Here is a 12950-nt window from a genome sequence, read left to right as displayed (position 1 = left end):
TGTTGAAGTAATTGAATACCAGTTAAGTGAACAGCGATTTCGCTGTGAGAGGGAATCAGGTGCAAAGCCTGAACGGTTGCGGCCACTGTATACAGGAAGGCTGGCTTATGAAAACCATTGCGCATATGCGTGAGAAGGGAAGCCATGCTGCTACTACCTGCGAGCCAGGAAACCTGCTTGACGAAGGTAAGAAGAGGAGCTTCCGTAAAAAGTGCCTTTTAAGTCACTGGCAGCAGTGACGCTTTTTGAAGCCCCATCTTTTCGGTTACGAAAACAAACGAAAAGAGAGGAAAAGAAATGAAAAACAAAGTTTTAACCACAAGAATCATGGCTATGATGATGGCAGCTGCTATGACTATGTCCGCATCACCTGCAGTGTATGCAGCAGAGCGTGCAGACTCCGAGACAATCAAAGAGGATAACCAGCCGGCAGAAGAGACCGCAGATGCTTCCGAGGAAGAGACTGCTTCTGAGGGCGAGACCAGAACAGAGTATCCTTTAACTATCACCACCTATGATTACGATGGAAACGAGATCGAAACCACCTATGAAAAAGCACCGGAAAAGGTTATCGCTGTATACCAGGGCAGCATTGAGACAATGCTGGCACTTGGACTTGAGGACCGCCTTGTTGCAACTGCAGGCCTTGATAATGAAGTTCCGGATGATCTGAAAGAAGCATTTTCTAAAACCAATTATCTTGATGAATTTACCCCATCCCTTGAAACTGTAACCATGCTGGAGCCAGATATGATCCTTTCCTGGAGTTCCCTGTTTTCTGATAAGAACCTTGGAAATGTAACCAACTGGATCGACAAAGGTTGCAATACTTACTATAACTCCAACACCCGTCCAGGTGGTGAGAGAACACTGGAAAATGAATATACAGATATCCTGAATCTTGGTAAGATCTTTGATGTACAGGATAAAGCAGAAGCAATTGTTGACGATATCAAAGCTGTTATTGACAACACACTTGAGGCAACAAAAGACGTAGAAGAGAAACCTACTGTAATGGTTCTTGAGCCACTTGGTGAGGACATTACAAACTACGGCGCAAGCAGCCTCGGCGGAGATATGGTAACCAAGTTAGGTGCAACTCTTGCAAATCCGGATGCCTCTACCGTTGGAAAAGAGGACATCATTGCTGCAAACCCGGATGTGATCTTTGTGGTATACATGCCATATGCAGGTGACGATCCACAGAGTGTTCTGGAAAGCCAGATGGCTGTGATCCAGGATGATGAGGCCCTCCAGAGCCTTGACGCAGTAAAGAATGGCCGTGTATATCCGATCATGCTCAGCGAAATGTACGCAAGTGCAACCCGTACCCAGGACGGAGTGGAGACATTTGCAAAAGGATTATATCCTGACGTTGCAATTGATTAATTTCTGTTTTGGAACGGATACTTAAATATTGAGGAAAAAACAGTGAAAAAAGAGAAAATTTTTCGTTCATCTATTTATGCAACAGCCCTTGTGGGACTTGCCGCATTTCTGATTTTTTCCATACTGGCAGCTGTTACATTTGGAAATGCAGATCTGTCATTGAAGGATGTATACAGCGTGATCCTGTACAAAATATTCCACATAAAAAGTATGGCCTCCTACTCTGAGGGGGCCATTCATGATGTTGTATGGCTGATCCGTCTTCCAAGAGTTCTTCTGGCACTGGCGGTAGGTATGGCCCTTTCTGTGTGTGGCGTGGTCATGCAGGCAATTGTGCAGAATCCTTTGGCAGATCCTTATGTACTTGGAATTTCTTCCGGTGCTTCTTTTGGGGCAACTCTGGCGATCATGCTTGGAATCGGCGGCTTCCTTGGAGGAAACTCCGTAGGGCTTTGCGCATTTATAGGAGCCATGGTCACCTCCTTTGCGGTTATTGCAATTGCCAATATGGGAGGCAAAGCAACATCAGCAAAGCTGATTCTTGCAGGAATGGCAATCAGCGCAGTCTGTTCTGCTTTTTCCAATTTTGTGATCTACATAACAAATGATAAAAATGGTGCCACAGAGGTTATGAAGTGGAACATGGGAAGTCTTGCAGGAGCCAATTGGTCAAGAGTAAGTGTGATGCTTCCTGTGACGCTGGTGTGTGTAGTGCTTTTCTGGACACAGTACAGGAATTTGAATCTAATGCTGCTTGGAGATGAAGTATCTATTACTCTGGGAACAGATCTGCACAGATTTCGGACTGCATACCTGATCCTTTCTTCTGTGATGGTAGGTTTTGCCGTGTATTGTGCCGGAGTGATCGGCTTTGTGGGGCTGGTGATCCCTCATGTGGTGAGAATCCTGTTTGGAACAGACCACAGCCGCCTGATCCCGCTTAGCGCCCTGCTTGGCAGTTCCTTTCTGATCTGGTGTGATGTGGCGTGCCGTGTGATCCTGAAAAACTCAGAAATGCCTATCGGTGTTCTGGTTTCTATTATCGGAGCTCCTTGCTTTATCTATTTGCTGGTTCGCAAATCTTATGGTTTCGGAGGGAAAAAGGGATGAAAATAACCACAGAAGACATCCGGGTAAATTTTCAGGCAAAGGAAATCCTTAAGGGAATTTCCATTGAAACCAGGGATAAGGAACTGGTGGGGATCATTGGACCTAATGGAAGTGGAAAGTCCACTTTGCTGAAGTGTATTTACCGTGTATTAAAGGCAGATTCCGGAGCTGTATATCTTGATGAGGAAGAGCTTTATTCCATGAATGCAAAAAGCTCCGCAAGGAAAATGGCAGTGGTAGCCCAGCACAATTACTATAATTTTGATTTCAGCGTAAGAGAAGTGGTTTTGATGGGACGTGCGCCTCATAAGAAAACTTTGGAAAGAGACAATGCAGATGACTACCGGATCGTAGAAGAAGCGCTGAAAACCGTTCAGATGGACAAATTTGCAGACCGCAGCTTTTCCACTTTATCAGGAGGTGAACAGCAGCGGGTAATTCTTGCAAGAGCTCTTGCACAGCAGACGCCTGCCCTGATCCTGGATGAGCCTACCAACCATCTTGACATTACCCATCAGATCATGTTGATGAAGCTGGTAAAGAATCTGGATGTTACCGTGATTTCCGCAATCCATGATCTGAATATTGCGGCTGCATACTGTGACCGGATCTATGTTTTAAAAGACGGTGTTCTGGAGGGTGAAGGCACCCCTAGGGAGGTTTTGACACCGGAGCTGATCCGGCGGATCTATACGGTAGAATCAGAAGTGGTCTATGACAGTCAGGGTAAAATGCATATTTTGTTCTTATAAAATAAACAGGCACAAGGGTTAAAAGGTGAGAAAAATGACAAAGATCGGAATTTTGACCTGTCTTCATTCCAATGATGTCTGTGCCAGGGTGGGATGCCTGAAGGCTTTTATGGAACGGGAGGCCTTTTTTAAGGAATATTCCCAGGATACCTCTCTGGCAGCCATGATGACATGCAATGGATGTAAAAGCATGAATCCTGCAGAACCAGATGAGGACAAAGGAATTCTGGAAAAAATTGACAGGCTGGTTAGTGAAGACATAAAGGTTATGCATGTTGGTGTATGTCGTCTGATCGGCGGCAAAAAAGAGTGCCCAAGAATAACCCGTATCTGTGAAATGATGGAAGACAGAGGCATTCAGGTGGTTAGAGGCACCCATAGAGAATGAAAAGATAAGATGGGCATAAGAGAACTTCCAGACGGATAAATGGAGTATGGATTACTTTGAATAAAGTAACAGTACCCATAACAGAATCGTCTGGAAGTTTTTCATTGTTGTTTTATTGACAATCCCCCTATGAATTAGTAAAATTAGCGGTGGCGGAAAAAGGATAGAGAGATAGAACGCCGAAGCAAAAAGTTTTAAGGAGAATTACATAAGATGAGTATTTCCATGATTGGAATCGACCATAGTATGGCTCCGGTAGATATACGGGCCTTATTTGCATTTACCAGAAAAAATGCAGGGGAGGCAATGGAGAAAATAAAAGAGCAGCCTGGAATAAACGGCTGCATTATCCTGTCCACATGCAACCGTCTGGAAGTCTGGGCAAGTGTGGAGGAGGACGCAGAGCTTTCTTTATATGAAGAGCTTTGCAAATTAAAAAACATACAGAACAGTGAATATGAGAAATATTTTATAAAACGGGAAGGCCACGATGCTGTGGAGCATCTGTTCTATCTGGCTTCCGGGCTGAAATCCCAGATCCTTGGGGAAGACCAGATCCTGACCCAGGTAAAGGATGCCCTTGGAATCGCCAGAGAGCATTTTACCACAGACGGCGCACTTGAGGTGCTTTTCCGGATGGCTGTGACAGCTGGCAAGAAAATCAAAACAGAAGTGCCATTTTCCCATGGAAATCCTTCTGTGATCCATCAGGCCATACAAATGCTGGAAAAGCAGGGCTACTCCGTAAAGGAGAAGGTCTGTATGGTGATCGGAAACGGTGAGATGGGAAAGGTGGCAGCACAGACTTTGATGGAGGCTGGCGCCGATGTGACGGTAACGGTCCGCCAGTACCGAAGCGGTATGGTAAGCATTCCTTTTGGATGTAAAAGGATTAATTATGGGGAACGAATGGAATATCTGCCAAAATGTGATCTGGTAGTAAGCGCCACTGCAAGTCCTAATTTTACCCTGCGTGAGGAGCTTTTTGAAGAACTGGAGCTGGAGAAATCCATTGTGCTTATTGATCTGGCGGTTCCAAGAGATATTGAACCGGAAGTAGGCAGATTTGAGGGCGTTACCTTATACGATATGGACAGCTTCAAAACAGATGAAAAGCCAGCTGAGCTGCAGGAAAACTTAGAAGCAGCAGGAAGGATCGTCCGGGAACAGATGGATGAATTTTTCAAATGGTTAGAGGGCAAGGACCTGATCCCGCGTATACAGGAAATTAAAGAAAGCGCAGTCAATGATTTTAATCTGCGCATTATGAAGCCGCTGAAAAACACCCATATGGAAGATGGGGAAAAAGAGCAGCTGATGAACGCTGTGGATCGTGCAATGGAGAAGGTTGTAAACAAAATGCTGTTTGGTCTCAGGGATAGCATGAACGAACAGGCATTTCTGGAATGTGTAGCAGGACTGGAGAAAACATATGAAAAATAAGCGTTATTTTCCACTGTATGTGGATTTATCGGATAAGAACATCGTGGTAGTGGGTGGGGGAACCATTGCCACAAGAAGAGTGAAGGCATTATTATTATTTACCAGGAATATTACAGTGATCGCACCAAAGATGACAGCGGATCTCTGGGAACTGGGCAAGCTGGGCAAGATCCAGATCCAGCCCCGCCCGGTGAAAAAATCAGATTTTTCCATGGCGTATATGGTGCTGGCTGTTACCAATAATACAGAGTTAAATGAAGAGATTTACCGGATCTGTAAAGAAGAGGGAATTTACGTAAACGTTGCAAGTGATAAGAACTTATGCGACTTTTACTTCCCCGGAATCTGCCTGAAAGACGACATTGTAGTAGGAATTACAGCCAGCGGTGTCAATCACAAGAAGGCAAAAGCCGTCAGGGAAAAAATGCAGGCACTTCTGGAAGAACTGGAAAAAGATGAGGATAGTTATGAATAAAAAAGTTGTGATCGGAAGCCGGGAAAGTAAGCTTGCCGTACTGCAAAGCCAGATGGTGAGGGACTACATTGTCTGTCATCACCCGGAAATGGATGTGGAGATTCTCACCATGAAAACCACAGGGGATAAAATTCTGGACCGTACTCTGGATAAGATTGGCGGAAAAGGCCTGTTTGTAAAGGAACTGGACCGGGCTCTTCTGGAGGGAAGAAGCCAGCTGTCTGTCCACAGCCTGAAGGATATGCCCATGGAAATTCCGGAGACACTTCCCATACTTGCTTTTTCCAAAAGGGAAGATGTAAGGGATGTGCTGGTCCTTCCAAGGGGCTGTGAAACATTGGATCCTTCCAAGCCTATCGGCTGTTCCAGCCTTCGGAGAAAGCTGCAGCTGAAAGAAATTTTTCCGGACATGAAGGTGAAAAGCATTCGTGGAAATCTCCAGACAAGACTGGAAAAGCTGGATAACGGTGAGTATTCGGCGCTGGTTCTTGCGGCCGCAGGCCTGAAACGTCTGGGACTGGAAAAAAGGATCAGCCGGTATTTTGATACAGAGGAAATGGTTCCGGCAGCAGGACAGGGAATCCTGGCTGTCCAGGGGCTTCAGGGACTGGAATATGATTTCCTGAATGGGTATGATGATCCGGAGGCGCATCAGGCTGCCGCTGCAGAGAGAGCTTTTGTAAAATATCTGAATGGCGGATGCACTTCGCCTGTAGCGGCCTATGGAGAGATCCAGGATGGTCAACTGAAGCTTACCGGCCTATATTATGAGGAAGAAACCGGCCATTATCTGAAGGGGTGTAAAACAGGAAGTCCTTCCCAGGCAGAGAAACTTGGAATTTCCCTTGCAAAAGAGCTGCAGGAACGCTGTAAGGTGGAGTATAAGGAATCCAATTTACAGGAAGACAACAAAAAAGAGATGGGAAAAGTCTGGCTGGTGGGAGCTGGTCCTGGAGATGTGGGACTTTTCACCATGAAGGGTGCCCAGGTTCTGGACGAGGCGGATGTGGTGGTTTATGACAGTCTGGTAGGGCAGGGGATCCTGACCCGCATCCCTGCTTCTGCGAAACTGATCAATGTGGGAAAACGCGCAGGACACCACACCATGTCCCAGGAGATGATCAACCAGGTGCTTGTAGACGAAGCCAAAAAAGGCAGCCGGGTAGTGCGCCTGAAAGGCGGCGATCCCTTCCTCTTTGGAAGAGGAGGCGAGGAGCTGGAGCTACTCACGAAAGAGGGCATTCCTTATGAGGTGGTTCCTGGTGTGACTTCTCCAATTTCCGTACCTGCTTACAATGGAATTCCTGTGACACACAGAGACTTCTGTTCGTCTGTCCATGTGATCACCGGACATAAGCGCAAGGGAATGGAGTACGACATTGATTTTTCTGCACTGGTACATACAAAGGGAACTCTTGTTTTCCTTATGGGGATCACGGCCATGGAGGATATCTGCAATGGGCTTATGAAGGCTGGCATGGATCCGGATATGCCTGCGGCTGTTTTGTCCAAGGGAACTACAGCAGGACAGAAACGGGTGGTGGCAACGGTTAGTACCTTAAAGGCTGCATCTGACCAGGCGAAGATCCAGACGCCGGCCATTATTGTGGTAGGAAAGGTATGCACTCTGGCAGATGATTTTGCGTGGTACGAAAAGCTGCCCCTTGCAGGGTGGAAAATTCTGGTCACCAGGCCAAAGGAGAATATTTCCAGAACAGCAGCCCTTCTTCGGGAAAAAGGAGCAGAGGTGCTGGAGCTTCCATCCATCTGCATCACCCATTTGGAAGACCAGAGCAGGCTTTATCAGGCGTTCTCAGAGATCCGCAGTTACGACTGGCTGGTATTTACCAGTCCGGCAGGGGTGGAGGTTTTCTTCCGGCAGATGGCAAAAAAGAAGATCGACCTGCGTTCTCTTGGAAATGCAAAGATTGCGGTGATCGGAGAGGGCACCAGAAAGAAGCTGCTGGACAGAGGAATCTATCCGGATTTTATGCCTTCTGTTTATGATGGAGATACCCTTGGAAAAGAGCTGGGCGGCCTTTTAAATGGAACAGAGAAGATCCTCATTCCAAGAGCTTCCCTGGGAAATAAAAGGCTGACAGAAGAACTGGCAAAAACAGGTGCGCAGGTGGATGACGTTCCAACCTATGAAACGGAGTATGTAAGCTGTCCACTGATCAATGAGAAAAAAGAATTTGAAGAGGGGGCCATTGACCTGGCTGTATTTACCAGTGCGTCTACAGTCAAAGGCTTTGTAGAGAGCACCAAAGGACTTGATTATTCTAAAGTTCGTGCCGCATGTATCGGAACACAGACCCGCGCAGCGGCGGATTCCTATGGAATGAAAACATATATGTCAGAAAAAGCAACCATCGACAGTCTGATCGAACTGGTTGAGACACTGAAGAGGAGTGAAGAGAAATGGAACTGATTAAGAGACCAAGAAGATTAAGAGGTGGGGAAACCTTGCGAAAAATGGTAAGAGAGACCAGAATGGACAAGTCTTCTCTTATCTATCCGCTGTTTGTAATGGAAGGAAATGGAATCCAGGAAGAAATCCCTTCCATGGAAGGCCAGTACCGTTACAGCCTGGACCGTCTTCCCTATAAGCTGGAACAGCTGGAAAAAGCGGGGGTAAGCAGCATTATGCTTTTTGGAATCCCGGATCACAAGGATGAAGTCGGAAGCGGTGCTTACGCCCAGGATGGCATTGTACAGAAAGCACTTCGGGAAGCTAAGAGCCGGTTCCCGGAAATGTATTATGTGACAGATGTGTGTATGTGTGAATATACTTCCCACGGTCACTGCGGTGTTCTCTGCGGCCATGACGTAGACAATGACAAGACACTGGAGCTTCTGGCGAAGACCGCTTTGTCCCATGCGCAGGCTGGCTCCGATATGATCGCACCTTCTGATATGATGGACGGCCGTGTGGCTGCCATCCGTAAGGAGCTGGATCTGGGCGGCTATACCAATGTTCCGATCATGTCTTATGCTGTGAAATATGCTTCCGCATTCTACGGTCCGTTCCGTGATGCTGCCGGAAGTGCACCTGCTTTTGGAGACCGCAAGAGCTATCAGATGGATTTCCATAACAGAAGAGAAGGTATGAAAGAAGCTCTCATGGACATTGAAGAAGGGGCTGATATTATTATGGTGAAGCCAGCTATGTCCTACCTTGACATGGTATCTGAGATTTCCAAGGCGGTGAATGTTCCGGTTGCTGCTTATAGTGTAAGCGGTGAGTATGCCATGGTGAAGGCTGCTGCAAAGATGGGCTGGATCGACGAGGAGCGGATCATTGGAGAGATGGCAGTAGGAGCTTACCGTGCCGGTGCCCATATCTATATCACCTATTTTGCAGAAGAAATCGCAAAAATGATGGACGAAGGGAGAATCGGATAATGACAAAGTCTGAGAAGCTTTTTGAAAGAGCAGTAAAAAGGATCCCTGGGGGCGTAAACAGCCCGGTGCGTGCCTATGGTGCCATTGGGGAGGCTCCGCGGTTTATTGACAGAGCGGATGGCTGCTATATTTATGATGTAGATGGCAACCGTTATATTGATTACATTGATTCCTGGGGTCCAATGATCCTGGGACATAATTTCCCAGCGATCCGGGAAAGTGTTCTGAAGGCCTGTGAAAAAGGTCTGAGCTTTGGCTGTGCTACAGAGATTGAAGTAGAGATGGCAGAGTTTATCTGTGACAGGATCCCTCATGTGGATATGATCCGTATGGTCAATTCCGGAACAGAGGCCGTTATGAGCGCCATCCGTGTGGCAAGGGGATTTACAGGGAAAAATAAGATCATCAAATTCGCTGGCTGTTATCATGGACACAGCGATGCCATGCTGGTAAGTGCAGGCTCCGGTGTCATGACAAGTGGTGTGCCGGACAGTGCCGGTGTGCCAAAGGGCTGTACAGAGGACACCATGCTGGCTGTTTACAATGATCTTGGCAGTGTGGAGAAGCTTTTTGCCCAGGCTGATGGACTGGTGGCAGCGGTGATCGTGGAAGCAGTTGGAGCTAATATGGGCGTAGTTCCGCCAAGGGAAGGATTTCTTCAGGGACTTCGCGCTCTTTGTGACAAATATCATGCCCTTCTTATCTTTGACGAGGTAATCACTGGATTCAGACTTGCTTTTGGCGGTGCAGCCCAGTATTTTGGCGTAACCCCAGACCTTGTTACCTATGGAAAGATCATTGGAGCGGGAATGCCGGTTGGCGCATACGGCGGAAGAAGAGATGTGATGGAGCTGGTTGCACCGGCAGGCAAGGTTTATCAGGCAGGTACTTTAAGCGGAAACCCGGTGGCTATGGCAGCCGGCCTTACCCAGCTGAAATATCTGTATGATCATCCGGAAATCTACACAGAACTGGAGAAAAAAGGAGAGCTTCTTTACGGTGGAATGGAAAAGATCGTAAAGGAAAAAGGTCTGGAGTATCAGATGAACCATGTTGGCTCTCTTGGAAGCCTGTTCTTTACAAAGCAGCCTGTTGTAGATTATGTTTCCGCCAAATCTTCGGATACAGCGGCTTTTGCAGAATATTTCAAAAAGATGCTGAACATGGGAATCCATATGGCTCCTTCCCAGTTTGAAGCCATGTTCCTGTCCGCAGCCCATACAGATGAAATTATTATGGAAACTCTGAATGCAGTAAAGCTTGTTCTTTGAAATTGTGTGTGGTATAATTTAGGCACAATTACATAAAAGAAACCAGAATACGAGTTGCAGCGTTGCGCAGTAACCCGTTGCGCTGTAAATGAGATCGGAAAAGAACAGCGTGAACGAACGGTTTCCTTAAAAGAGACTGTAGGAGGCTAGACAAATGGGTAAGAAATATGTGGCTTATGTAGGAACCTATACTCACGGAACCAGTAAAGGAATCCAGGTTTACGACGTGAACCTGGAAGAAGGTACTCTCACAGAGAGAAGCGAAGTGGAAGTAAGTAATGCATCCTATACCGCAGTATCCAAGAATGGAAAGTATCTTTACTCCATCGAGGATGAAGGCGTTGCGGTATTTAAGCGTGATCATAATGGTGATCTGGCGCGTATTAACAGCGTCGATATTGATGGCATGAGAGGCTGTTTCCTTGCGACAGACGTAGATGGCAAATATCTCTATGTAGCAGGATATCATGATGGAAAGGTAACCGTTGTACACACCCACAAGGATGGACGTCTTGGAAGCGTTATGGATGGTGTTTTCCACACTGGTCTTGGAAGCGTTGCAGAGCGTAACTTCCGTCCCCATGTAAACTGTGTACGTCCCACACCGGATAACAAATATCTTTGTGCTGTAGATAATGGAATTGACCAGATTAAGGTTTACCGCATTAATAAGCGCACAGATAAGCTGGAACTGGTTGATATTGTACGTTGTCCAAGAGAGAGCGGTCCTCGTATTATCCGCTTCAGCGCAGATGGACGATTTGCATATGTGCTGTTTGAGCTGAGCAATGAGATTAAGGTCTACAGCTATGATGGAAGTGGAGATGCTCCGGAGTTTGAATTGCTTCAGAGTATTTCTACCCTGGCGAAGAAGGAATACGGAAGCGTATCCCATAATGCTGCTTCCGGACTTGCACTTGCACCAGATGGCAAGCACCTGTTCTGCACCACAGCTGGTGAGAACACAGTGGGCATGTTTGAAGTGGATTCTGAGACAGGACTTCTGGAACGCAAGTTTGTCCTTCCAGTGAGCGGTGACTATCCGAAAGACCTTGTAATTTTCCCGGATAACCAGCACATTGCAGTTGCCAACCACTCCAGCAACAGCATTACCACCTTTAAGGTTGACTATGAGAAGAACATCATTATGATGAAAGGCAAGCCGCGTAAGATCGAGACTCCGAACTGTATCAACATCTGGCCGGTACCGGATGGGGAGGATATTGAGGATTTAGAGGCATAAGCATATTTCTGAGAAGTATGCTGTTTTGAACAGTTATTTTTCTTATAAATTCTACGAATATTGAAGGCAGCTATCTGAATGAGAGAAATTCAGATAGCTGCCTTTTTCGGCAATTGAAGCAAAGCTTTTTATGCTTGGGAAAAGGCGTATTTGTATGAAAAAAGACCTCTTTCCCGGTAAGAAAGAGGCCTGAGAATGAACTTGTTTGTTTAAAGATAGAAGTCTTTCACATAATCCATACGCGCACTCATGTTAGAGAACATGGCGTCTACCAGGGTGATAGCAGCCATGGATTCTACCACAACAACGGCGCGGGGGACGATCACGGGATCGTGGCGGCCTTTGATCTCGATGGAAATATTTTCACCGGTGGTAGTGACGGTCTGCTGAGGCTGGGCGATGGAAGGGGTTGGCTTAATATGGGCGCGGAGCAGGATCTCACCGCCGTCGCTGATACCGCCTAAGATACCGCCAGAGTGGTTGGTAGTTTTTACAATTCTGCCATTTTCCATGTGAAAGCCGTCATTGTCTTCGGAGCCCTTCATAGTGGAAACTTTTACACCATCACCGATCTCCACTGCTTTTACAGCTCCGATGGACATAAGAGCTTGTGCAAAAGCGGCATCCAGTTTGCCGAAAACCGGATCTCCGATTCCGGCAGGAACGCCATTTATGCGGCACTCAATAACGCCGCCTGCGCTGTCCTCCGCTTTCATGCACTGTTCCAGGTACTGGGCGGCTTTTTCGGCAGCAACCATATCCGGCATATAGAAGGAGTTCTCCTTTATCATTTCCGGATGGTAGCTGTGGCAGGAGATGGGGCCGATGGAACTGGTGTAAGCCTGCAGGGTAATGCCAAGCTCTTTCAGGATCCTGGCAGCAATAGCGCCTGCGGCAACTCTGCCAATGGTCTCGCGCCCGGAGGAACGTCCGCCGCCTCTGTAGTCACGGAATCCGTATTTGCTGTCAAATCCAAAATCAGCGTGTCCCGGACGATAGGTCTGTGCAATATTTCCGTAATCCCGGGAGCGCTGGTCCTTGTTCCGCACGATCATGGAAATGGGCGTTCCGGTGGTCTGTCCTTCAAAGACACCGGAAAGGATTTCAACTTCATCCCCCTCGTTGCGTGCGGTGGTGTAACGGCTCTGACCTGGCTTCCTTCTGTCCAGATAAGCCTGTATGTCTGCTTCGGTAAGGAAAAGTCCTGCCGGTACGCCATCTACAACAGCTCCTAATGCTTTGCCATGTGATTCTCCCCAGGTAGTGACTGTAAATTTTTTTCCAAATGTTGACTGACTCATAGGCATAAGATCCTTTCTGCTTCTGCTTTATCAAAGTAAAGTGCGAATATAACTTTAATAACACCTATATTATTCACGGCACAGCCGTGAAAGTGGCTGAAAGCCATATAGTTACTGTATTTTGCTGAATATTGCTTTTCACCTATCAAGTGAATGAAAAAAGAGCATCCATT

11 protein-coding genes, 1 pseudogene and 1 riboswitch are annotated in these 12950 nt (G+C 46.9%); of the genes and pseudogenes, 11 read left to right on the top strand and 1 reads right to left on the bottom strand.

Annotated features, from left to right (window positions below; all coding sequences use genetic code 11):
* Positions 1 to 7 precede the first annotated feature (7 nt).
* Positions 8 to 195: riboswitch (cobalamin riboswitch) on the top strand.
* A 102-nt stretch (positions 196 to 297) separates the two neighbouring features.
* From ACTQ50_RS16480 to ACTQ50_RS16430, 11 genes and pseudogenes are all read left to right on the top strand, one after another.
* Positions 298 to 1389, top strand: coding sequence for an ABC transporter substrate-binding protein (locus ACTQ50_RS16480; RefSeq protein ID WP_441485093.1), 1092 nt, complete (start codon positions 298 to 300; stop codon positions 1387 to 1389).
* A 42-nt stretch (positions 1390 to 1431) separates the two neighbouring features.
* Complete coding sequence (locus ACTQ50_RS16475) at positions 1432 to 2499, top strand: FecCD family ABC transporter permease (RefSeq protein WP_441485092.1); 1068 nt, start codon at positions 1432 to 1434, stop codon at positions 2497 to 2499.
* Complete coding sequence (locus ACTQ50_RS16470) at positions 2496 to 3251, top strand: ABC transporter ATP-binding protein (protein ID WP_441485091.1); 756 nt, start codon at positions 2496 to 2498, stop codon at positions 3249 to 3251. Before ACTQ50_RS16475 ends, ACTQ50_RS16470 begins: the two co-directional genes overlap by 4 nt.
* A gap of 34 nt (positions 3252 to 3285) precedes the next feature.
* Positions 3286 to 3639 (top strand): CGGC domain-containing protein, encoded by a 354-nt coding sequence (locus ACTQ50_RS16465; protein WP_441485090.1) that lies wholly within the window; start codon positions 3286 to 3288, stop codon positions 3637 to 3639.
* Between the two features lie 213 nt (positions 3640 to 3852).
* Positions 3853 to 5082 (top strand): glutamyl-tRNA reductase, encoded by a 1230-nt coding sequence (hemA, locus tag ACTQ50_RS16460; protein WP_441485089.1) that lies wholly within the window; start codon positions 3853 to 3855, stop codon positions 5080 to 5082.
* The gene (locus ACTQ50_RS16455) at positions 5072 to 5557 is read left to right on the top strand and encodes a precorrin-2 dehydrogenase/sirohydrochlorin ferrochelatase family protein (RefSeq protein WP_173717535.1); all 486 of its coding nucleotides are present in this window, start codon (positions 5072 to 5074) and stop codon (positions 5555 to 5557) included. The genes hemA and ACTQ50_RS16455 overlap by 11 nt, the downstream gene beginning before the upstream one ends.
* Positions 5538 to 6413: pseudogene (gene hemC, locus ACTQ50_RS16450) on the top strand (hydroxymethylbilane synthase); the annotation flags it as partial. The gene ACTQ50_RS16455 and the pseudogene hemC, both read left to right, overlap by 20 nt.
* 63 nt (positions 6414 to 6476) lie before the next feature.
* Positions 6477 to 7988, top strand: coding sequence for a uroporphyrinogen-III C-methyltransferase (gene cobA / locus ACTQ50_RS16445; RefSeq protein WP_441485110.1), 1512 nt, complete (start codon positions 6477 to 6479; stop codon positions 7986 to 7988).
* Positions 7979 to 8962 carry a porphobilinogen synthase gene (gene hemB, locus ACTQ50_RS16440; protein WP_441485088.1) on the top strand — a complete coding sequence of 328 codons (984 nt, stop codon included), beginning with the start codon at positions 7979 to 7981 and terminating at the stop codon, positions 8960 to 8962. The genes cobA and hemB overlap by 10 nt, the downstream gene beginning before the upstream one ends.
* Positions 8962 to 10233 (top strand): glutamate-1-semialdehyde 2,1-aminomutase, encoded by a 1272-nt coding sequence (gene hemL, locus ACTQ50_RS16435; RefSeq protein ID WP_441485087.1) that lies wholly within the window; start codon positions 8962 to 8964, stop codon positions 10231 to 10233. The genes hemB and hemL overlap by 1 nt, the downstream gene beginning before the upstream one ends.
* Positions 10234 to 10387: 154 nt before the next feature.
* Positions 10388 to 11476: a lactonase family protein gene (locus ACTQ50_RS16430; RefSeq protein ID WP_441485086.1), complete on the top strand. Its 1089-nt coding sequence runs from the start codon at positions 10388 to 10390 to the stop codon at positions 11474 to 11476.
* Between the two features lie 209 nt (positions 11477 to 11685).
* On the opposite strand, the gene aroC is transcribed toward ACTQ50_RS16430, so the two are convergent.
* Positions 11686 to 12777: a chorismate synthase gene (gene aroC / locus ACTQ50_RS16425; protein ID WP_441485085.1), complete on the bottom strand. Its 1092-nt coding sequence runs from the start codon at positions 12775 to 12777 to the stop codon at positions 11686 to 11688.
* Positions 12778 to 12950 lie beyond the last annotated feature (173 nt).

Origin of the sequence: Blautia sp. Sow4_E7, from assembly GCF_052116245.1 — a bacterium.
Classification (GTDB): domain Bacteria; phylum Bacillota; class Clostridia; order Lachnospirales; family Lachnospiraceae; genus Blautia_A.
The sequence above is the reverse complement of the archived record's forward strand: the minus strand, read 5'-3'. Positions and strand labels throughout refer to the sequence as shown.

What these genes read in the sequence shown, in the direction of transcription:
- aroC (WP_441485085.1), bottom strand. Translation starts at nt 12,777, where the DNA reads ATGAGTCAGTCAACATTTGGAAAAAAATTTACAGTCACTACCTGGGGA.
- hemL (WP_441485087.1), top strand. Translation starts at nt 8,962, where the DNA reads ATGACAAAGTCTGAGAAGCTTTTTGAAAGAGCAGTAAAAAGGATCCCT.
- ACTQ50_RS16480 (WP_441485093.1), top strand. Translation starts at nt 298, where the DNA reads ATGAAAAACAAAGTTTTAACCACAAGAATCATGGCTATGATGATGGCA.
- hemA (WP_441485089.1), top strand. Translation starts at nt 3,853, where the DNA reads ATGAGTATTTCCATGATTGGAATCGACCATAGTATGGCTCCGGTAGAT.
- ACTQ50_RS16455 (WP_173717535.1), top strand. Translation starts at nt 5,072, where the DNA reads ATGAAAAATAAGCGTTATTTTCCACTGTATGTGGATTTATCGGATAAG.
- ACTQ50_RS16470 (WP_441485091.1), top strand. Translation starts at nt 2,496, where the DNA reads ATGAAAATAACCACAGAAGACATCCGGGTAAATTTTCAGGCAAAGGAA.
- hemB (WP_441485088.1), top strand. Translation starts at nt 7,979, where the DNA reads ATGGAACTGATTAAGAGACCAAGAAGATTAAGAGGTGGGGAAACCTTG.
- ACTQ50_RS16465 (WP_441485090.1), top strand. Translation starts at nt 3,286, where the DNA reads ATGACAAAGATCGGAATTTTGACCTGTCTTCATTCCAATGATGTCTGT.
- cobA (WP_441485110.1), top strand. Translation starts at nt 6,477, where the DNA reads ATGGGAAAAGTCTGGCTGGTGGGAGCTGGTCCTGGAGATGTGGGACTT.
- ACTQ50_RS16430 (WP_441485086.1), top strand. Translation starts at nt 10,388, where the DNA reads ATGGGTAAGAAATATGTGGCTTATGTAGGAACCTATACTCACGGAACC.